This window comes from Streptomyces sp. NPDC088762, from assembly GCF_044750905.1.
Lineage (GTDB): Bacteria > Actinomycetota > Actinomycetes > Streptomycetales > Streptomycetaceae > Streptomyces.
Genome location: NZ_JBIVKT010000008.1, coordinates 178,589 through 197,712 on the forward strand (window position 1 = coordinate 178,589; position 19,124 = coordinate 197,712).

Below are 19,124 nucleotides of genomic sequence, written 5' to 3' on the forward strand. Positions count from 1 at the left end.
GCGGGACGCGGGGCTCGGGACACGGGACGCGGGACGCGGGACGCGCAGACGGACGCCGGCCGGTGGGGCGTACGGGCCTCAGCCGGCGGTGTCGGGCTTGGGCGCCTTGAGCACCTTGCTGATCCACTCCAGGGAGCCTTCCTTCATGCCCCGGACGTAGTGCCAGCCGTTGTGCTCGCCGTTCTGGATGTCGCGGATGGTCATCTTGACGGGCCCCTTGCCGAACTGCTGCTGGAACTTCACCATCCGCTCCTTGCCGCTCTCCTTGGTGCCCACCTGGAAGTTGATGTAGACCTCGGGACCGTTCGCGTCGATCAGCTTCTTGGCGAGCTTCTCGGGGTTGTTCGCGTCCATCTCCGCCTGGTGGCCCTTCCAGAGCGGGGAGTCCGGGACGATCTCGCCGCCGCTGGCTATGACGGCCTTGAACCGGTCGGGGTACTGGAGGACGGTTTTCATGCCGACGAAGGCGCCGGAGGAGGAGCCCATGAAGGCCCAGCCGTCGCGGGACTTGTACGTGCGGAAGTTGGCCCTGGTGAAGTCCGGGACGTCCTCGGCGATCCAGGTGCCCATCTTGGGCTGGCCGGGTATGTCGGCGCCGTCGTAGTAGTACTTGTTGTCCGGGTTGAGCACCGGCATGACGACGATGAAGGGGAGGCTGGTGCCCGCCTGGACGCCCTCGCCGATGGCCTTCTGGAGGCCGAGGCTGCGGTCGGCCCAGTAGTTGGCGGGGAAGCCGTTGCCGCCGGGGAGCGCGATCAGGACGGGGAAGCCGCTCTTGGCGTACTTCGGGTCGTCGTACTCCTTGGGCGCCCACACCCACACGTCACCCTCGAAGCCCGACTTCGCGCCCGTGAGGCGGGTCTTGGCGATGATCGTGCCGTCGTCGAGCTTGGCGGTCTGCTTGAACTCGGACTTCGGTCCCGTCGGCATGAGCACGTCCGGGTCGCCGGAGGGCTTGGGGGCCTCGCTGGGGGTGGCCTTCTTGTCCGCGGCGGGCGGCGGGGCGGACGCGCCGAAGCTCACGTCCTCGCCGTTGCCGGAGAACCACTCGAGCTTCCAGGCGGCGAACCCGCCACCGCCACCGAGCAGGAGGGCGAAGGCGACCGCCGCGCCGATCCACACCGCGCGCCGGGACCGCCTGCGCCGCGGCGGCTCCCCGTACTGCTGCTCGCCGTACTGCTGCTCCGGGTACGGGGGGCCCGGGTACGGGTGGTCCGGGTACAGGTGGTCCTGCGCGTACCGCTCCGAACGGTCCTGGTACGACGGCTGGTCAGGCCGCGGGCTCTGCGGGTACTGGTGCACGAACTTCGCTCCGAACGGTCACGACTGCCCCCCGGGGGCAGAACGACTGGGCATCCCCCAGTCCTGATGTACGAATTACCCCGGACAGTTCCAAAACCCGGCAAAAACATGACGGGGATCTCAACGGAACAGCGGGCTAACGCTGGGCGTCCAGCACCTCCGCGCACCGGCCCAGCAGCCGGATGAGCAGCTCCCGCTCGTCCCCGCTGAAGGCGGCGGCCAGCGTCCGCTCCACCCGTACCGCTGCGGCGTCCGCCAGTTCGAGCGCCGCGCGCCCTTCGAGCGTGAGCCGGGTCTCCAGCACGTTGCGGTGCCACTCGTGCGGGGTCCGCTCGATGAACCCGCGCTCCTGGAGGTTCTTCAGCACGGTGTTCATCGTCGGCGGCGTCACCCCGCACAGCCGGGCGAGGGCGGCGGCGGAGATGCCCGGCTTCTCGGCCAGCCAGAGGAGGGCCGCGTACTGGGGAACCGTTACTGCGGCCGGCTTGCACGCGGCGTTCTTCGCCGCGAGGAGCGCCTGCTCGGCGCGCTTCAGGTGAGAGCCGATGCGCTCCTCGGGGGCCATGGAGGTCATTACCGCATCCTACGGCCCCTTGCGAGCATTAGAGCTCTAACGTACATTCGACTACACCTACTCACTAGAGGACACCTCATGAAGCTGCTGGTCACCGCACTGACCACCGCCCTGGCCGGGGCCCTCACCCTGGGGGCGACCCCGGCTCTGGCGAGCGATGCCGACGCCGGTGCCGTCGCCCGGACGTCTTCCGCCGGGGCCCGTATATCGACGGCCTTCTCCCTGCCCGGCGCGAAGGTCTACCCGGAGGGCATAGCCGCCGATCCCCGTACGCACACGGTCTACGTCGGGTCGTACGCGGACGGCACCGTCTACCGGGCCCGCCCCGGCAGGTCCGAGGCAGAGGTGTTCCTCCCGTCCGGCACGGACGGCCGGCACACGGCGAACGGCCTGCGCGTCGATGCCCGGGGCCGCCTGTGGGTGACGGACTCCACCGCCGGCGTCTCCGTCTACGACACCGCGACCGGAGCCCGCCTCGCCCGCTTCGAGGTGGCCGGGACCGCCCCGCGCTTCGTGAACGACCTGACCATCACCCCGGACGGCACCGCGTACCTGACGGACAGTGTCCGCGGGGTGGTCTACCGCGCGACCCCGGACCGGCTGGCGGCCGGCGGCGGAGCCCTGACCGAGGCCTACGACCTCAACCCGGTCCTGCGGCCCCGGCCCGAGGGCACCTTCACCCTCAACGGGATCACCTCGGACCGGGCGGGCCGCTACCTGCTCACCGTCGACATGACGGGCGGCGACCTCTACCGCCTCGACCTCCGCAGCGGTGCCATCGCCCGGGTCGCGCTGAACGGCGCCGACCTGAAGGCGGCCGACGGCCTCGACCTGTCCCCCGACGGCATCCTGCGCGTGGCGCACAACGTCACCAACACGCTGACCCGCTGGCAGCTCACGGCGGACGGGGCCCGCGCCCGCCTGGTCCACACGGTCACGGACCCGTCCCTCCAGATCCCCACGACCCTGGCCCGCAGCCGGGGCCGCACGCTGGTGGTGCGCTCGCAGTTCGACAAGGGCGGCCCGATGGACCCGGACGGCGGCGCCCCGACCACCTTCACGGTCGCGTCGGTCCGCGGCCTCTGACCTCCGGCGAGCGGCGGAGCGGCGGACCGGCGGACCGGCGTGGGCTCAGAACCGGGAGTAGAGGAGCCGGTTCGGCGAGCCGGCGCCGGGGACCAGAACGGCCCCCGCCGTCGCGTTGGCCACCACCGCCGCGCCGACCTGGGCCGGGGTAGCGTCCGGGTGGCCCGCCAGGTACAGCGCGGCCGCGCCGGCCACGTGCGGAGCGGCCATCGAGGTGCCGGAGAGGGTGTTCGTCGCGGTGTTGCCCGAGTACCAGTCCGAGGTGATGCCGACGCCCGGGGCGAAGAGGTCCAGGCACGACCCGTAGTTGGAGAAGGAGGCACGGGCGTCCCAGCGCAGGGTCGCGCCGACGGTGAGGGCCGCCGGCGTGCGGCCCGGCGAGTAATTGCACGCGTCCGCGGAGAAGTTGCCGGCGGCGATCGCGTACGTGACGCCCGAGGAGATCGACCGGGCGACCGCGTTGTCCAGGGCCGCGCTGACCCCGCCGCCGAGGCTCATGTTGGCGACGGCGGGCTTGGCGGCGTTCGCCGACACCCAGTCGACCCCCGCGATCACCCCGGCGGTGGTGCCGGAGCCGCTGCAGTTCAGCACCCGGACGGCCACCAGGGAGGCGCCCTTCGCGGCGCCGTAGGTGGCCCCGGCCAGCGTCCCGGCGACATGGGTGCCGTGGCCGTTGCAGTCCTGGCCGTTGCCCCCGAAGGCGTCGAAGCCGACGCGCGCCCGGCCGCCGAAGTCCGTGTGGCCGGTGCGGATGCCGGTGTCGATGACGTACGCGGTCACGTTCGCGGCCGTCGAGTCGTACGCGTACGTCTGCGACAGCGGCAGTGCCCGCTGGTCGATCCGGTCGAGGCCCCACGGCGCGTCGGCCTGCGTGTCCGCGGCCCGCACCTCCGCGTCCTGCTCCACGTACGCGACGCGCGGGTCGGCGGCCAGTTCGGCGGCCCGGTCCTGCGACGCCCGGATCGAGAAGCCGCGCAGGGCGCTCCGGTAGACGTGCCCGACCTCCCCGCCCGCCCCGGCGGCCAAGGCCTGGGTCCCGGCCACGTCCGTCCCGTCCTTGAGCACCACGATCCAGGTGTCCGGCACGGCGGTGGCGGCCGGAGCCAGCCGGAGATCGCCGGGCGGCGGGGCGCCCTGCGCGGCGGTGGTCGCGGCGACCTGAAGGCCGGCCACGAGGAGGGCGGCGGACAGCACTGCGCCGAGGCGGAGTCTCATCGGAACACCTGGTCTTTCATCGGCCCATGGGGCACGGCAGGTACGGCTTACAGCTGCCGATGCTGAGCGATCCCACCCCGCCACCCCGCCGCCCCACGACCCGAGTCCGCCGACTGGGGGCACAAGACACCACGTCCGAGGGCCCCGCCCAACCCCCGCGACGACCTGAACCGCTGCCCCGCTCCCGACCGAATACCAGCCCCGCCAGCCCCGCCAGTCCGGCCCGCCAGGCCCCGAAACCCCCGGACCGTGATCGTTGGCTCTCCAGCTTGGGCTGCGGGCCGCTACCGTGAAGCCATGACCGCACTGCCCGACTGGATGCGCCCGCCGCGCGCGGAAGGCTGGTTCGCGGAGGACCTCGACCGCCTCCCCGAGGCACCCCGCCACACCGAGCTCATCGACGGAGCCCTCGTCTTCATGATGTCGCCCCAGCGGTCCTGGCATGGCCGCCTCGTCACCGCCCTGACCACCACGCTCATGGCACAGGCGCCGGCCGGCTTCGAGGTTGAGCGCGAGATGACGATCCGCCTCGATGCCCGCAACCGCCCCGAGCCGGACCTCTTGCTGACGAACCTGCCCTATGACCCCGACCGCACTTGGTACGCCCCCGAGGACGTGAAGCTCGTCGTGGAGGCGGTGTCACCCGAGTCCGCCCATCGCGATCGCACCGTAAAGCTCCGCAAGTACGCAGAGGCCGGCATCCCGCACTACTGGTGCATCGAGGACGAGGACGGGGCACCCGTCGTCCACGTCTACGAGCTCGACGAACCCACGGGCGCATATGCACCCGCCGGGATCTTCCGGGGCACCCTCCAGCGCCCGGTGCCGTTCAAGGTCAGCCTGGACCTCGACAAGCTCACGCCGCCTCGAAGCAGCTGAGAAGTCAGCGGCCAGTCAGCACCGGAATACCGAAGGGGTCGACTCCATCAGGAGTCGACCCCTTGCGACCTGCACTGGCGTGCAGTAACGACACCATTACACATTGAAGCGGAATGTCTGCAGGCTGATACTGACCTGCGGCGGAGCCTCCAGGGCCCTGACCTGGGATTTCCTGGTTGACACGCGTTGGCTCCCGACGGCTGTTTACGGGTGTCCTGCAGACTGGCTGCGGACTGCCCGGGGGGCTCCGAAGCTGCGAAATCCCTGGCACACCGGTGGGGCCCGCAAGGAGACTGCGCAGGTGAGCGACTCCTACCCCTGCCCCTGCTGCGGGCACCGCGTGCTGGACGCGATGCCCGGCTCGTACGAGATCTGCCCCGTCTGCTTCTGGGAGGACGACGGGCTCCAGTTCCCTGGCCGGCCATGGCAGGGCGGGGCGAACAAGGTCTCCTTGATCGAGGCCCAGCGGAACTACCAGGACTTCGGCGCCTGCGACGAGCACGGCCGCCGGTTCGTCCGCCCGCCAGCCGAAGACGAGCCGCTCGACCCCGCCTGGCGCCCCATCGACCTGACACGGGACTCCTTCGAGGACTGGGCGGCCGAGGACCGCGCCCCATGGGCCGACGACCGCTCGGTGCTCTGCTGGTGGCTGCCCACCTTCTGGCGCCGGGACCACTCCGCGTCATGACCTCCCACATCGAGACACTCGTCCAGCAGCTCGACGGCAAGGCCGACGAGTCCTACGACGCCCGCGCGGAGCTGATCTGGATCGGCGCCGACGCCATACCCGCCGTCATCAACGGCCTGCCTTCCCTCGGCGGCTTCGGTCAGCTGACCGCCATTGAGGTCTTCGAGGAGGTGGGCGATCCCCGTTGCGGCCCCGCTCTCATCGACCTGCTGGACAGTGACAACCCGACCGTCCGAGAATGGGCGGCCATGGCCTTGGCGAGCCTGGAGATCGACGGCGCCATCGAGCCTCTGCGCCGCGCCTACCGCGCCTGCCTGGAACGCGCGACCCCACCGGACTGGACCGAGTCTGTCGGCATCCGCTGGGCCCTGACCGAACTCGGCGCACGCACCCCCGTCGTCCCGCCGCTCACCGCGCGCCTACGCGCCACCGCGGCGGACGACGCCCCTGGCTGGCCCTCGGCTCACTTCACCGAGATCATCAACGACCTCGCCGACCACGCCCAGGTGATCCTCCACTCCCAGTTCTGGCGCGTAGCCGGCGGCACATACGGCGTCTCCGGCACCGGCCTGGACTGGGAACTCGACTGGACCGCGCCCTGGGAGCACCTAGTCGAGGAGTCCCGCACCTGGTCCCTGCTGGAAGCCTCCGAAGCCCCCGTCGGCGACAACATCTTCGTCGCCCCCACCTGGATCGACCGTACCGACCTCTACCCGGAGAAGTGACCGATGCCGTTCCAGCACCCCGAGGAGGTCGGCTACGGCCACGTGATCGAGCGCTATGCGGCAAGGAAGGACTCGGGCCACGCGCGCTACCTCCTCGAAAAGTGGTCGATTCCTGCGGCCCGAGTGGCCTCACGGTGAACGTTTCGCCCATCACCTCATGGACGACGCGGCCACGATCACCGATGCCGAGTTGGAAGCCCTCCTCGGCTACGAGTGGCGCTCGCGCCTCACCGCCGCATGGCTGATCGGCGTCGACCGCCGCGAACGGTTCCGCGAACGCATCGGCGACCTGCTCCTGGCCAGCGAGGTCTGCTTCTCCGGTAGCGCCTACTGCTTCGCCCTGGCCCGCTTCGGCACCCACGCGGACGCCGAGATCCTCACCGCCTACCTCGACCATTACCTCCCCCGCACCGACCTCCGCTACGACCAGCCCGCAGCCCTCGGCGCCCTCCTCCGCCTCGACGCCCACCTCGGCACCCACCATGCGGACCGCTTCACCCAGCCTGACGGTCTCTGGGACCAGTGGGTCGATGCCCTGGCCCACCTCCGCGACCACCCCGCCTACACCCCCGTCGAGCGGCGCCGCTCGACGGACCTCCAATGCGAGTTCGCCAACGGCTGGACCCGGCCGTAGTCTCGGCGGGGCTGTCCACCAGTCGTCCAACAACGGGGCTGGACAGCGCCGGTCAACCGACTGGATCCACGGTCCCGACGGCGCCTCCGCGCTCGTCTGGATAGGCTGTGCCCGACCGATGTGAGCATGGCTGTGTACAGCTGCACGCGATGGGAGTGGCACGGCATGCTGCTGAGATTCCGTGCGGCGAATGTTCGGTCGCTGCGCGACGAACAGGAACTGTCCTTCGTCGTGCCGTCGGGCGAGGAGTCCGACTCGGCCCGAACGGTAGAACTCTCGGATGGGAAGACTCTCCAGGTCTATCCGCTCGTGGGTGTCTTCGGTGCGAACGCCTCGGGCAAGTCAAATGTAGTCGCAGCTCTCAAGAAGATGCGGGAGGCAGTCCTCGGCTCGTACGCACAGTGGACGTCTCGGCAGGGCATCCCCCGAGATGCGTTCTCCCTCGATCCGAAGGCTGCGGCCGAGACCACCTTCTACGAGGTCGATTTCGTCATGCCGGACAGGGTGCGCTGGACGTACGGGTTCGAGCTGAGCGATGAGCGCGTCGAGGCGGAATGGCTGCATTCCTACCCCAAAGGCCGTCGGCAAGTCTGGCTCGACCGGGACGCCACCCGCCAGGAGGTCTTCGCGTTCCCGGGCGAGCGAATCCAGGACCGCGCACTGCTCACCCGTTCAACCCGCCCGGACGCGCTCTTGCTCTCCCGTGCCGCGAACGACAACCATCCGCAACTCACCGAGATCTACAACTGGTTCAAGCAGAACCTCTGGGATATCAATCCGGAGCTGGAACGTCAGGAACGCGAGGGCTACACGGCCGAACAGCTACGCGACGATCGTTTCAAAGATCGGATCGAAGGGCTTCTGCGTGTCGCCGATCTGGGGATCAGTGGCGCAGTTGTCGAGCACCGGCTCGGGGAACACCCGCGGGTCCGCCTTCTGCACGAGGGCGGGGAAAGTGGACCAGTACCGCTCGACTGGCAACACGAGTCCTTCGGCACTCGTTCCTGGTTTGCGCTCATCGGGCCACTCCTACGGGCCCTTGACGATGGCGCAGTGCTGCTCATCGACGAACTGGACGCCAGTCTTCACCCACGCTTCGCCGCCGAGGTCGTACGTCTCTTCCAAGCCCCCTGGTCAAATCAGAGAGCCGCACAGCTCGTATTCACCTCCCACGACCCCTCCCTGCTCAGCACTCCTCGCGGTGGCCGGCTCCTGGAACCAGGACAGATCTGGCTCACAGAGAAGAACCAACGAGGCGCCACCGAGCTCTACCCGCTGAGCGATGTGCGGCCGGGAGGCGAAGAGAACCTTACGGACTCCTATCTCGCAGGTGCTTTCGGCGCCGTGCCCAGGATGACAGAGGGGCAGATCGGCAGACGGTTGCTGCCCGAATCGGTGAGTGAGGAGGAGCAGGGCTGATGGCGAGGGGGAGAGATCGGGGCCGGGGGAAGGACGATCTGGGCCGAACGCGCAGGTCGTCGGCACGGGTACGCCCTAGGGAGGTGTACGTCTTCACGGAGGGCGAGGTAACCGAGCCCGGATACATCGACTTCGTGCGGGCCCACGGGGAGCTCAAGGATCCCAGCCGACCCTTCGAGATCCACTTCGAGAATTCCAGCGCTCCATCCAAACGACGTAAGCCCCTTCCTCTGGTCGAGGACGCAGTCGCGTGTCTGACCAGGGTGGAAAGTCGCGCTCGACGTGACGGTCTGAACGAGGAGAAGGACTGGAACTGGCCACAGGTATGGTGCCTTTTCGACCGTGACGAGCACAAGGACATCGCCACCGCCTTCGCACGCGCACGGAAGGCTGGCGTCAAAATCGCCTATTCCCACCCGTGTTTCGAGCTGTGGCGGCTGCTCCACTACCAGAACTACACGAGTGGGTTCGGCGGCGCCTGCGACAGTGCGGCGGCACTGCTGAAGAAGCAGCCCGGGTTCGCCGCAACATACGGCGGACGTGGGGGCTCCGTCTCCGCCGAACAGGCGAAGTACGTCAAGCCGAAGCAGTTCGCTGCGGCCACACCCGACCAGAACCGGTTCGAGCAGGCCAAGCAGTATGCGGCAAGGCTCGGCGGGGCGCGCATCGGTCCCGACCAGGCACTCTGGGACCCGTACACCGACGTCCACGCCTTCGTCGAGAACGGTCTCGGAGTCTTCAGGTACTAGGTCGGCACGAGGAACTCCCGGAGGGGCAGTACGTGAATAGGTTGACGCTCGCACAGTTGGAACGCCATCTCTGGTCGGCGGCCGACATCCTTCGGGGCGCGATGGACGTGACGGAGTATGAGGGCATCCTCACCGCCCTGCTGTACCTGAAGCGAGCCAACGACGAACCTGACGACGCCCTCCCGGAGCATGCACGCTGGGAACGGCTGGGCGACCCCGCCGGCGGCAGTCTTGGCGAACAACTCCATTCAGCGCTGTCCGCGCTGGGAGAACGTCCCGGCCGGGAACGACTCCGTGATCTGTACGCCCACACCCGCTTCTCCGCCGTGGACAGTCACAGGCTCGCTCGCCTCATCGCCCACTTCGGCCGAATCCGGCTGCGAGACGAAGACCTCGCCTACCCCGGCATGCTGGGTGATGCGTATGCGTACTTGGTGGAGTCGTTCGCCGACGCCGCAGGACGCAAAGGCGGCGAATTCTTCACCCCACGTGGCGTCGTCAGACTGATGACTGAGCTGGCCGACCCTCAGCCCGGTATGCGGATCTACGACCCGTGCGTCGGTACGGGCGGGTTGCTGGTATCCGCCGCGCAGTACGTCGAGGAACACGGTGGCGATCCGAATGACCTGACGTTCGCCGGACAGGACCCCAACCACGAGGCGTGGTCCAGCGCAACGATGAACATGCTGACGCATGGGTTGGAACGCTTCACACTGGAGCGCGCAGATGCTCTGACCCATCCCATGGACGCCGGCGACGGCTTCGACCTGGTGATGAGTAACCCACCGTTCTCCATGAACTACCGGATCGACGAGGTGCCCCGCCTCGACCAGCGGATGCCGTACGGTCACACGCCCGAGCGAGGCAAGGCCGATCTGATGTTCCTCCAGCACATGCTGGACATGGCGGTCGAGCGTGGCGGCTCAGTCGTTTCCGTCCTGCCCATGGGTGTGCTGTTCCGGGGCAACCAGGAGCAGGCGATTCGCAGCCGACTGCTGGACGCCGACGTGATCGAAGCCGTGATCGGACTCGGCCCCAATCTGTTCCATGGGACCGGCATACCTGTCTGCCTGATCGTCCTCCGGTCCGCCGGGCAACGAGATCCGGAGCAGCAGGGCTCCGTCCTGTTCATCAATGCCGAAAACGAGTTCCACCAGGGCCAGGCGCAGAACACCCTGCTGCCGGAGCATGTTCGGAAGATTTCCACCGCCTTTCACAGCCGTCAGGAAATCCCCGGCTTCTCCCGCATCATCCCGCGCGATGCCCTAGCGGAGAACGACGACAATCTCACCGTTCGCAGGTATGTTCCGGAAGAAACGACAGAAGAGCAACAGGATCTTCAGGCTCACCTCAAGGGTGGTATGCCGGTCTCCGAAGTCACGCAGAAGCTGTCGCTGCTGGCCTCGTTCGACCTGGAGCCGAGCGATCTCTTTGCAGTTCGGGCTGGAAGCGCCAGCTATCTGGATTTCCGCCCTCGAGGTGAGCGCCCGAACACGGCCTCCCTGACGGCGGTGGCACGCAGGCGAGAGCAAGAACTGCGGACTGAGTTCGAGAAGAGCTGGCCGACCTGCGTCGAACGCATTACGACCCACCTTTCCCAGAGACGCGCCGAGCCGCACGCCCGCCCCGCGCTGGCGGCACTCCGTGTGGCGCTGACGGAGGCTGTACGCGAGCCGCTGTTCTCTGTCGGCCTGCTGAACGGCAACGCTCTCGACGGCGCCGTCGCCGGATGGTGGCAGGACAGCGAGCACACACTCCGGTCGCTCGCAGCGAACGGGTTCCCGGCAGTCGTCGACGGCTGGTGCGACGAGGTCGAGGCACTGCTCGGACGATCCGATTCGCCGCACCGCGGTGACCGGCCGAGTGCCCTTGGCCGCGGGGAAGCCTACCGGCATCCGGTGGTCGCAGCTCTCCTTCCGGAATTTCTGGGTGAGCTGGAGAGAGAACGAGCCAAGAAGGCCGATCTGGACGCCCAGTACGAGGAATTGGGACCAGAAGGATGGAGCGCCGACCCGGAGTCCAAGTCCGAGGAAGACATCACGCGAAGGGAGTTCAAGAGGGCGCGGCGCGAAATCCAAGAACGGATCAGGAGCCTGGAGAAGAGTTTCTCGCTCACGGCTGCACGGAGTAGGCTGGACGGTGACGGGTTGCGTGCCGTCGTCATCACCGTGTTGCGTAACGACCTGGCCGGACGTCTGAGCGAGAAGATTGCCCAGATGCGCGACGAGCTAGTGAGTACATACGCTTCCTGGGAGAGGAAATACGGCCTCTCCTTCCAGGAGATCGAAGATCGCCTTCCCGGAGCCGCCGAAACCTCTCGCGCCCTGCGTCAAACCCCTTGGTCGGAGCGCGGCAGCCGGGGAGAGCAGGACGAGAAAGCGTCTGTGCTCTTCAATATCATCGACGCCGAGAAAACAATCGAAGCGGAGGAGGCCAAGCTCGAGATCAAGCAGCACTTTGTTCTTCATCCCGTATTGGGATCCGCAGCAAAGCAGGAACTGGAATCGTCCCGACTTTCCCTCGGTGAAATCCTGCGCCGCTTCTCGTACGGCGTGGCAGTGCCGCTCAGTACGGATACCCGCGGAACCCCTGTTGTCGCAGCGCGCAACCTGACCGCAGACGGCCTTGACCTCACGGCCCTCCGATACACGACGGAGCCCGTCCCCGCTGCGGCCAGGCTCCGCCCCGGAGACATCCTCGTGGCCCGTGTCCGCCCCCACGAAGACCGGTCACCGCTCCGATTCGCCGTATGGCGGGGTGAGATCCCCGGAGCAACCTTCTCTCACGCCGTTTCGCGCCTCGTCCCCAACAAGGACCTGCTCCTGGCGGACTACTTGGAGGCATGGCTCCGGCACCCCCGGGTCCTCCGGCAGCTCAAAGTACTGTCTTGGCCGATCGAACGTGAGCTTCTCAACACGGACATCGTCCTGCCCGCTCTGGAGGAGCAGGTCCGCATGGTCCACGCAATCGGAAAGCTCGCCGCGGAGCGGGCCGACCGAAAGATCGAGCTGGCGAAGGTGCGACTCATCCGGGCAGCACTCAGGTCGAGCCTCTTGGGCGGGGACGCCTGACCCTAAGGGGGCAAGGTGCTGATCACCACGAGGTGGTCAGCACCTTGCCCCTTATCGATCGGCCGCCGAAGAACTTGCACTCCCGTCCGGCAGACGCTGCACCCGATAGCCGGATGCGGCGCTGGCGGCACGTACCACCTGTGCGGGGATGCCGGGGCCGGGGAGAGGCCCGTCTTGTACGCCGACTCCGAGGGCCGGGCCGCGTTGATCGGTGCCGATTTCGTCGAGGCCATCACGCTCATCGTGGTGCTGCCCTTCTGGTACGGCCTGGCGAAGGGCTTCGCGATCAGCAAGCATGGCTCGGACCTTCGGGCCGACCACCCGGACTTCGACGCCGAGTGTGACCGCCTTCTGCACGCCCTCGGGCCTGCCTCCATCTCCGAGGAGGAGGCTGCCACTCGCCTCTGGCTGTGGCTGCACGCACGGCCCTGGACTACGCGCCGCGAGTACCGGACGACGATCACCTGCCGTCCCAAGCGACGAACTCCCGTACGTCTGCCGGCCAACCGCCGGGGCCATCAACGTCAACGATCTCACCAGCACCCATAGGGGCATTCCTAGCTCACGGCAGCCCCCTCTGGTGAACGCGTCGGCACCGCCTCGCAACCATCCTGCGGCACAGCCAACTTGCCCCACGCTCCGGTCCCACACCTCTAGCTAGACCATCTTTTAGAACGTATGATCGATTCACCTGGCGACGCAACACGGCGCCGATGGTTCAGTTTTCCGCACTAGATACTGGAGTCGTGTAGAGTCGCCTCATGAGTGAGCAGCAGGATGCGCTGGAAGACCTTGAAGAGGCTGGCGTATTAGCAGCGATGAGCTGGGCAGCGGAGTCCGCGTACGCGCGCACCATGCGCGACTACGACCCGGACGCCGGGCACGATCAAGGTTGGGTGGGATACACCGCCCACGGGTTTCTGCGTGACCGTCAGGATCGAGTCTTCTCGTGCGGCAAGTACGCCGTCAGCTCGCCGGCCGACGCGCTGTCAGGTCTCGATACGGTCGCGGCTGGCCTTCTCCCGGGAGAGTTCGAGCGAATGCCCCGGCTCCTTCCGGGTGCAGTTCGGCGAGCCAACCTAAATGGCTCTCCGGGCTGGCGCTTCGGCGACTGGAGGTGGCTCCAGGCAGCTTTTCCCTTCGGTGAGAGCAACGCGATCCCGTGGCCCCAGAAGAGTCCCACCAAGCGGCGCGTCGCGGCCCAGCGCCTCCCGGGCCCCACAGATCAGCCGATGCTTCCCGTGGACGAGGATGAAGCACACCTCTTCCAGGACGTCATGGCGGCGACTCTGCTAGCTGTCGACGAAAACGCCGACGACCTTACGACGCTGGTTCTCGCTCACGCAGTTCAGAAGGAGCTTGGCGTAAGAGAACTCTTCCTGGGGCGCTCTCGTTTGAACAAGGGGGGCGGCACCGCGTGGCACTGGAAGCATGATCTACTGAAGCCGCCCTTCGGCGATTACGGCAGGGGTGCAAAGCCGATCGCACCCAAGCCGTCAGGCGGCTTTGACGCCGTACCTGACGCGGCCGTTCGACTCCGCCGTCACGTACTGGAGGGCGACGGAAAGTAATCATGGAATGAGCGGATGGTCATGGAGCATAGTCGTCCTGCGGAGGTTCGCGTAAGCGACGCCTCGCGACTTTTCGACGGGCGTCGACTAACGCTGGCTCGCCAACTCGCGGGGCTTCGCAAGAATGCGCTGGCAGCTCAAATCGACAAGAGCCCGACTGCCGTAGCAGCTTACGAAAGCAACTCCAAGCGGCCGGCTCCGGCCACCGTGGCCCAGTTGTGCTTGACTCTCGGCGTTGACCCTTCGTTCTTTCTTCCTGGGGCGCAGCGACCTGAAGCCGGATCCTCAGTTCCGCACTTCAGGTCGCTGCGGTCCACATCACAACTGGTTCGCGACCAAGCGTTCGCCTATGGACTCGTCGCTACTGATGTAGGCGCCGCCCTGGAGAGGCACGTCGAGTTTCCCAACCCCGACATCCCGCGCCTGAGTGTCGATGTCGAGGACGAACAGACCGATCTCCCCGAGCAAGCTGCGAGGCTCCTTCGCAAGCACTGGGACATCCCAACTGGACCGATCGGCCACCTGGTCAGGATGGCCGAGAATCGTGGCGTCCTTGTCGTCTACAGCCCTAGCCAAACGGCGGCGGTTGATGCATATTCCTTTGAGACAGACAATCGACCAACGGTTGTGCTGAATCCGGCTAAGAACGACTACTTCCGCCAGCGATTCGATGTCGCACACGAGCTCGGACACCTGGTCATGCACGTAGACTCGGAGCCCGGAGATCGCATCACAGAAAACCAGGCCAATCGATTTGCCGCAGAGTTCCTGATGCCTGCTGCCGAGATGCGAGACCTACTCCCTCCAAGAGCAGACTGGAGACTTCTCGGCGCTTTGAAGGCCGACTGGAATGTGAGCCTACAGGCCCTGCTCTACAGATCGCGACAACTGGGCGTAATGAGTGATGTGACCTACAGGAATGCAGTCCTTTACCTTTCCTCAAAAGGATGGCGGCGACGTGAGCCGGGCGTGATGCCAGTGACCGAACAGCCTTCTCTTTTCCCGAAAGCCGTGGAAATTCTGGGACAGGTTGGAATAGGGGAAGAAGTTCTGGCTGGCGAAGCCAGGGTTCCCTTGGATCTATTCCGGGTAGTAACGTCACGATTCCCCACCTGGGAAAGCCCTCACCCCACGGAACCTAACCCCGAAGAGGATCTTCCATCCGGGGTTATCTCGCTCTTTCGCTCAGCGACAAAATAGGGATGCACCGCCTACATCCCGGCCAATTCACCACCCATTCAACGAGACAGCCGACCCATCGTTCAAATACTGACGAAGAGCGCTTGCCGTGGTGTCCACAAAGGCATCGGGGATAACGTTGACGTCGACCCAGCGGACCTGGGAGTGCTTGCGGGGTTCGCGGTTTTCGGGTTCGCCGGTCCATTCATGGGCGACGAGCGCGACGCTCGCACCCTCAGCAACGACATCGCGGACGGCGGCCACTACTGACAACCGACACGAAGGAGAGGCCACTTGGCCAACATCCAGAAGCGCCCCAACGGCAAATAGCGAGCCCGCTACCGCGACCTCGACGGCAAGGAGCACGCCCGCCACTTCGACCGCAAGATCGACGCCCAACGGTGGATCGCCGAGGTCACGGCCAGCCTGGTCACCGGGCAGTACGTCGACCCGCGGTCGGCGAAGAAGCCCTTCAAGGAGTTCGCGGAGGAATGGCGGGCCATCCAGCCCCACCGGCCTTCCACGGCCAAGGCGGTGGCCCAGCACCTGCGCTGCTACGTCTACCCGGCCTGGGAGAAACGGGCACTCGGCGCCATCATGCCCGGCGACGTACAGAGCTGGGTCACCAGCCTGACCACCACGCACGGGCTGGCCGCCAGCACCTCACGGACGGTCTTCAACACGGTCAACGCCGTCTTCCGGGCGGCCGTCCGTGACCGCATGATCCCTCACAATCCGTGCGCCGAGGCGAAGCTGCCCTCGGTGCCACGGAAGAAGATCGTGCCACTGGCCGTCGAGCAGGTGCGGACACTGTCCGCGGAGATACCCGCCCGATACAAGGGCCTCGTGCTGCTCGGCGCGGCCACCGGGCTCCGCCCCGGCGAGCTCTTCGGCCTCCAGCTCCGGCACGTGGACCTGCTGCACGCGACCGTCTCGGTCGAGCAGCAGATCCAGCAGACCGCCAAGCACGGTGTGTATGTCTGCCCGCCCAACCGCTCGCTCGCATCGCACGGTCCCGCTCCCCCGCATGGCGGTGGATGCGATGAAGGCCCATCTGCGGGACTTCCCCGCCGATGGGCCCGAGGGCTGGATCTTCACGGCGCCGCAGGGCGGCCCCGTGGTCTACACGCACTTCATGGACGGGTCCTGGCGGCCCGCCTGCGCGAAGGCCGGCATAGCGAAGGGCACCGGACCTCACTCCCTGCGGCATCACTACGCCAGCCTGCTGATCAAACACGGCGAGTCCGTGAAGACGGTCTCCGAGCGCCTCGGCCACACCAACGCGGCCATGACGCTGAACATCTACACCCACCTGTGGCCCGACTCTGAGGAGCGGACCCGGGCCGCCGTCGACAAGGCGTACGCGGACCAGTCCGCCGATACCAAGGAACAGGTCGACGAAGCGGCGTAGCCGCTACCCCCGCGCGCTGACCGAAGTCAGCACGCTGCGGACTCTGTGCGGACCGCAAAGGCCGCCCAACCCGCTCCACCGCAGGTCAGACGGCCTTTCGTCGAACGTATTAGACGTTGAAGCGGAACTCGACCACGTCGCCGTCCTGCATGACGTAGTCCTTGCCCTCCATGCGGGCCTTGCCCTTCGCGCGGGCCTCGTTGACCGAGCCGCATTCGACCAGGTCCGCGAACGAGATGACCTCGGCCTTGATGAAGCCGCGCTGGAAGTCGGTGTGGATCACGCCGGCGGCCTCGGGGGCGGTGGCGCCCTGCTTGATCGTCCAGGCGCGGGTTTCCTTCGGGCCGGCCGTCAGGTACGTCTGGAGGCCGAGGGTGGCGAAGCCGACGCGGCCGAGGGTGGCCAGACCGGGCTCGTCCTGGCCGACCGACTGGAGGAGTTCGAGGGCCTCCTCGTCGTCCAGCTCCGCCAGGTCCGCCTCCAGCTTGGCGTTCAGGAAGATCGCCTCGGCCGGGGCGACGAGCGCGCTCTGCTCCGCCTTGAAGGCGTCGTCCGTCAGCTCGTCCTCGTCCACGTTGAAGACGTAGAGGAACGGCTTGGTGGTGAGGAGGTGCAGCTCGTGGAGGAGGTCGCCCTGCTCCGTGCCCTTGGTGATGCCGTGGGAGAAGAGGGTGTCACCGTCTTCGAGGATCTTCTGGGCCTTCTCGACGGCGGCGAGGACGGCGACCTTCTCCTTCTGGAGGCGGGACTCCTTCGTCAGGCGCGGCACCGCCTTCTCGATGGACTGGAGGTCGGCGAGGATCAGCTCGGTGTTGATCGTCTCGATGTCGTCCTTCGGCGAGACCTTGCCGTCGACGTGGACGACGTTCTCGTCCTTGAAGGCGCGGATGACCTGGCAGATCGCGTCGGACTCGCGGATGTTGGCGAGGAACTTGTTGCCCAGGCCCTCACCCTCCGAGGCGCCGCGCACGATGCCCGCGATGTCGACGAAGTCGACCGTGGCCGGCAGGACGCGCTGCGATCCGAAGATGCCCGCGAGGACGGCCAGACGCGGGTCCGGGACGCCGACGACGCCGATGTTCGGCTCGATGGTGGCGAACGGGTAGTTGGCCGCCAGCACGTCGTTCTTGGTCAGGGCGTTGAACAGGGTCGACTTGCCGACATTCGGCAGGCCGACGATTCCGATCGTGAGCGACACGTTGGCGACTTCCCGTAGCTGGAGGGGGCGGCGGCCCGGTAGTGGGCCATCGGACAGTTTACTTTCCGATGAGTGGCGGTGGATGTACGCGTGTCCGGACCCGGATCCGGCCGACCTCACGCCTAGTTTGGTGGGGTGGAGCGATACAGGACGCGACCGGCACCTCACCCGCAGCGACCCCCGGCCCAGCGTCGGGGCGCGCCGACCGCCGCCGTACCCGCGCAGGGCGGCCGGCCCCGGCCCGCGCTCGGACGGCGGCTGCCCCGGACCCGGCTGACCGGGCTCGGAGCCGGGCTGTTCGCATGTGCCGCGATGGTGCTGGCGGGCGGGATCGCCTGGCTGCTCTTCGGGTCCTCGCTCTTCGTCTACGGGCTGCTCTTCCTGCCCGTGGCGGCCGCCACGGCCCTCTGGGTCCGGCCCGCCGACCTGATCACGGCGCCGATCTCCGCCCCCATCGCCTTCGCCGCCGGAGCGTGGCCCCTTTCGGGCGGCTCCGGCGGCTTCGGCGGGCAGCTGATGGGGCTGGTGTCCGTCCTGTCCCTGCACGCCGGCTGGCTGTACGCGGGGACGCTGGTCGCCGCCCTGATCGCCCTGGTCAGGAAGGCCGTACTGATCGGCAGGCAGCGCCGGACGCCCCGCCGCGTCGCCTAGGGCCGGCGAGACACCCCCTGCTCAGCGTTTCGCCGCCATCGCCGCGCCCACGATGCCCGCGTTGTTCTGGAGCTTGGCCGGGACGATCTCGGCCCGGATGCCCTCGATCAGCGGCAGGAACTTCTCCGGCTTGCGGCTGACGCCGCCGCCGATGATGAAGAGGTCCGGGGAGAACAGCATCTCCACGTGCGCCAGGTACCTCTGGACGCGGTGCGCCCAGCGCTCCCACGTGAGGTCCCCGTCCTCCTTGGCCTTCACCGACGCCCGCGTCTCCGCGTCGTGGCCCTTCAGCTCCAGGTGCCCCAGCTCCGTGTTGGGGACCAGGCGCCCGTCCGTGAACAGGGCGCTGCCGATGCCCGTGCCCAGGGTGAGCATGATGACCGTGCCGCCCCGCCCGCGCCCGGCACCGTACGTCATCTCCGCGACCCCCGCCGCGTCCGCGTCGTTGAGGACCGTGACCGGCAGGCCGCCCAGCTCCCGCGTGAGCAGCGCCGCCGCGTCGGTCCCGACCCACGCCTTGTCGACGTTGGCCGCCGAGCGGGTGACGCCGTTCGTGACCACCCCCGGGAAGGTGACCCCGACCGGGCCCGACCAGGAGAAGGCGCCGACCACCTCCGCGACACAGCCGGCCACCCCCTCGGGGGTGGCCGGCTGTGGTGTCAGTACCTTGTGGCGCTCCTGCGCCAGATCGCCGCGGTCCAGGTCAACGGGAGCGCCCTTGATGCCCGAACCGCCGATGTCCACACCCATGATCTGCATGGACATACCGTAC

General features: G+C 67.5%; 20 protein-coding genes and 1 pseudogene. 14 read left to right on the forward strand and 7 right to left on the reverse strand.

Features of this window, described 5'->3' with window-relative positions; translation table 11 throughout:
• Nucleotides 1–78: 78 nt before the first annotated feature.
• On the reverse strand, nucleotides 79–1,302 hold the full coding sequence (locus tag ACIP5M_RS20215) for an alpha/beta hydrolase (protein ID WP_401198830.1): 1,224 nt from the start codon (nucleotides 1,300–1,302) through the stop codon (nucleotides 79–81).
• A 136-nt stretch (nucleotides 1,303–1,438) separates the two neighbouring features.
• Nucleotides 1,439–1,876, reverse strand: a complete 438-nt coding sequence (locus ACIP5M_RS20220; RefSeq protein ID WP_401198832.1) for a MarR family winged helix-turn-helix transcriptional regulator — start codon at nucleotides 1,874–1,876, stop codon at nucleotides 1,439–1,441.
• Between the two features lie 78 nt (nucleotides 1,877–1,954).
• Between ACIP5M_RS20220 and ACIP5M_RS20225 the strand changes: the two genes are divergently transcribed.
• Nucleotides 1,955–2,962 carry an SMP-30/gluconolactonase/LRE family protein gene (locus ACIP5M_RS20225; protein ID WP_401198834.1) on the forward strand — a complete coding sequence of 336 codons (1,008 nt, stop codon included), beginning with the start codon at nucleotides 1,955–1,957 and terminating at the stop codon, nucleotides 2,960–2,962.
• Nucleotides 2,963–3,007: 45 nt separating this feature from the next.
• On the opposite strand, the gene ACIP5M_RS20230 is transcribed toward ACIP5M_RS20225, so the two are convergent.
• Nucleotides 3,008–4,177: a S8 family peptidase gene (locus ACIP5M_RS20230; protein WP_401198836.1), complete on the reverse strand. Its 1,170-nt coding sequence runs from the start codon at nucleotides 4,175–4,177 to the stop codon at nucleotides 3,008–3,010.
• A gap of 297 nt (nucleotides 4,178–4,474) precedes the next feature.
• On the opposite strand from ACIP5M_RS20230, the gene ACIP5M_RS20235 reads away from it, so the two are divergent.
• The 10 genes from ACIP5M_RS20235 (at nucleotide 4,475) to ACIP5M_RS20280 (ending at nucleotide 15,113) form a co-directional block, all read left to right on the forward strand.
• On the forward strand, nucleotides 4,475–5,056 hold the full coding sequence (locus ACIP5M_RS20235; RefSeq protein ID WP_401198838.1) for a Uma2 family endonuclease: 582 nt from the start codon (nucleotides 4,475–4,477) through the stop codon (nucleotides 5,054–5,056).
• Between the two features lie 301 nt (nucleotides 5,057–5,357).
• Nucleotides 5,358–5,744 carry a CPCC family cysteine-rich protein gene (locus tag ACIP5M_RS20240; protein WP_401198840.1) on the forward strand — a complete coding sequence of 129 codons (387 nt, stop codon included), beginning with the start codon at nucleotides 5,358–5,360 and terminating at the stop codon, nucleotides 5,742–5,744.
• Nucleotides 5,741–6,469 (forward strand): HEAT repeat domain-containing protein, encoded by a 729-nt coding sequence (locus ACIP5M_RS20245; protein ID WP_401198842.1) that lies wholly within the window; start codon nucleotides 5,741–5,743, stop codon nucleotides 6,467–6,469. Before ACIP5M_RS20240 ends, ACIP5M_RS20245 begins: the two co-directional genes overlap by 4 nt.
• Nucleotides 6,470–6,581: 112 nt before the next feature.
• A complete protein-coding gene (locus tag ACIP5M_RS20250; protein WP_401199084.1) occupies nucleotides 6,582–7,103 on the forward strand; it encodes a DUF6000 family protein in 522 nt (173 codons plus the stop codon).
• A 165-nt stretch (nucleotides 7,104–7,268) separates the two neighbouring features.
• Complete coding sequence (locus ACIP5M_RS20255) at nucleotides 7,269–8,522, forward strand: ATP/GTP-binding protein (RefSeq protein WP_401198844.1); 1,254 nt, start codon at nucleotides 7,269–7,271, stop codon at nucleotides 8,520–8,522.
• An 83-nt stretch (nucleotides 8,523–8,605) separates the two neighbouring features.
• Nucleotides 8,606–9,271: an RloB domain-containing protein gene (locus ACIP5M_RS20260; RefSeq protein WP_401198846.1), complete on the forward strand. Its 666-nt coding sequence runs from the start codon at nucleotides 8,606–8,608 to the stop codon at nucleotides 9,269–9,271.
• Between the two features lie 56 nt (nucleotides 9,272–9,327).
• Nucleotides 9,328–12,342, forward strand: coding sequence for an N-6 DNA methylase (locus ACIP5M_RS20265; RefSeq protein WP_401198848.1), 3,015 nt, complete (start codon nucleotides 9,328–9,330; stop codon nucleotides 12,340–12,342).
• A 174-nt stretch (nucleotides 12,343–12,516) separates the two neighbouring features.
• Complete coding sequence (locus ACIP5M_RS20270; RefSeq protein WP_401198850.1) at nucleotides 12,517–12,891, forward strand: hypothetical protein; 375 nt, start codon at nucleotides 12,517–12,519, stop codon at nucleotides 12,889–12,891.
• A 212-nt stretch (nucleotides 12,892–13,103) separates the two neighbouring features.
• Entirely contained in the window at nucleotides 13,104–13,913 is an 810-nt protein-coding gene (locus ACIP5M_RS20275; RefSeq protein ID WP_401198852.1) for a hypothetical protein, read from the forward strand.
• 21 nt (nucleotides 13,914–13,934) lie between these two features.
• Nucleotides 13,935–15,113, forward strand: a complete 1,179-nt coding sequence (locus tag ACIP5M_RS20280) for a helix-turn-helix domain-containing protein (RefSeq protein ID WP_401199086.1) — start codon at nucleotides 13,935–13,937, stop codon at nucleotides 15,111–15,113.
• A 27-nt stretch (nucleotides 15,114–15,140) separates the two neighbouring features.
• Here ACIP5M_RS20280 and ACIP5M_RS20285 read toward each other — a convergent pair whose 3' ends face one another.
• Nucleotides 15,141–15,605 (reverse strand): hypothetical protein, encoded by a 465-nt coding sequence (locus ACIP5M_RS20285; RefSeq protein WP_401198854.1) that lies wholly within the window; start codon nucleotides 15,603–15,605, stop codon nucleotides 15,141–15,143.
• Between ACIP5M_RS20285 and ACIP5M_RS20290 the strand changes: the two are divergent.
• A pseudogene (locus ACIP5M_RS20290) lies at nucleotides 15,594–15,782 on the forward strand (site-specific integrase); the annotation flags it as partial. The gene ACIP5M_RS20285 and the pseudogene ACIP5M_RS20290 overlap by 12 nt on opposite strands.
• Here ACIP5M_RS20290 and ACIP5M_RS20295 read toward each other — a convergent pair.
• Nucleotides 15,756–16,061 (reverse strand): hypothetical protein, encoded by a 306-nt coding sequence (locus tag ACIP5M_RS20295; RefSeq protein WP_401198855.1) that lies wholly within the window; start codon nucleotides 16,059–16,061, stop codon nucleotides 15,756–15,758. The pseudogene ACIP5M_RS20290 and the gene ACIP5M_RS20295 overlap by 27 nt on opposite strands.
• 73 nt (nucleotides 16,062–16,134) lie before the next feature.
• Between ACIP5M_RS20295 and ACIP5M_RS20300 the strand changes: the two genes are divergently transcribed.
• Complete coding sequence (locus ACIP5M_RS20300) at nucleotides 16,135–16,503, forward strand: tyrosine-type recombinase/integrase (protein ID WP_401198857.1); 369 nt, start codon at nucleotides 16,135–16,137, stop codon at nucleotides 16,501–16,503.
• Nucleotides 16,504–16,612: 109 nt separating this feature from the next.
• On the opposite strand, the gene ychF is transcribed toward ACIP5M_RS20300, so the two are convergent.
• Nucleotides 16,613–17,701 carry a redox-regulated ATPase YchF gene (gene ychF, locus ACIP5M_RS20305; RefSeq protein WP_401198859.1) on the reverse strand — a complete coding sequence of 363 codons (1,089 nt, stop codon included), beginning with the start codon at nucleotides 17,699–17,701 and terminating at the stop codon, nucleotides 16,613–16,615.
• 135 nt (nucleotides 17,702–17,836) lie between these two features.
• On the opposite strand from ychF, the gene ACIP5M_RS20310 reads away from it, so the two are divergent.
• The gene (locus tag ACIP5M_RS20310; RefSeq protein WP_401198861.1) at nucleotides 17,837–18,352 is read left to right on the forward strand and encodes a DUF6542 domain-containing protein; all 516 of its coding nucleotides are present in this window, start codon (nucleotides 17,837–17,839) and stop codon (nucleotides 18,350–18,352) included.
• Between the two features lie 21 nt (nucleotides 18,353–18,373).
• Here the strand turns inward: ACIP5M_RS20310 and ppgK are convergent, their stop codons facing one another.
• Complete coding sequence (gene ppgK / locus ACIP5M_RS20315) at nucleotides 18,374–19,111, reverse strand: polyphosphate--glucose phosphotransferase (RefSeq protein WP_401198863.1); 738 nt, start codon at nucleotides 19,109–19,111, stop codon at nucleotides 18,374–18,376.
• Nucleotides 19,112–19,124: the final 13 nt, after the last annotated feature.

What these genes read in the sequence shown, in the direction of transcription:
- ACIP5M_RS20275 (WP_401198852.1), top strand. Translation starts at nt 13,104, where the DNA reads ATGAGTGAGCAGCAGGATGCGCTGGAAGACCTTGAAGAGGCTGGCGTA.
- ACIP5M_RS20255 (WP_401198844.1), top strand. Translation starts at nt 7,269, where the DNA reads ATGCTGCTGAGATTCCGTGCGGCGAATGTTCGGTCGCTGCGCGACGAA.
- ACIP5M_RS20280 (WP_401199086.1), top strand. Translation starts at nt 13,935, where the DNA reads ATGGAGCATAGTCGTCCTGCGGAGGTTCGCGTAAGCGACGCCTCGCGA.
- ACIP5M_RS20300 (WP_401198857.1), top strand. Translation starts at nt 16,135, where the DNA reads ATGAAGGCCCATCTGCGGGACTTCCCCGCCGATGGGCCCGAGGGCTGG.
- ACIP5M_RS20235 (WP_401198838.1), top strand. Translation starts at nt 4,475, where the DNA reads ATGACCGCACTGCCCGACTGGATGCGCCCGCCGCGCGCGGAAGGCTGG.
- ppgK (WP_401198863.1), bottom strand. Translation starts at nt 19,111, where the DNA reads ATGCAGATCATGGGTGTGGACATCGGCGGTTCGGGCATCAAGGGCGCT.
- ACIP5M_RS20220 (WP_401198832.1), bottom strand. Translation starts at nt 1,876, where the DNA reads ATGACCTCCATGGCCCCCGAGGAGCGCATCGGCTCTCACCTGAAGCGC.
- ACIP5M_RS20245 (WP_401198842.1), top strand. Translation starts at nt 5,741, where the DNA reads ATGACCTCCCACATCGAGACACTCGTCCAGCAGCTCGACGGCAAGGCC.
- ACIP5M_RS20225 (WP_401198834.1), top strand. Translation starts at nt 1,955, where the DNA reads ATGAAGCTGCTGGTCACCGCACTGACCACCGCCCTGGCCGGGGCCCTC.
- ACIP5M_RS20230 (WP_401198836.1), bottom strand. Translation starts at nt 4,177, where the DNA reads ATGAGACTCCGCCTCGGCGCAGTGCTGTCCGCCGCCCTCCTCGTGGCC.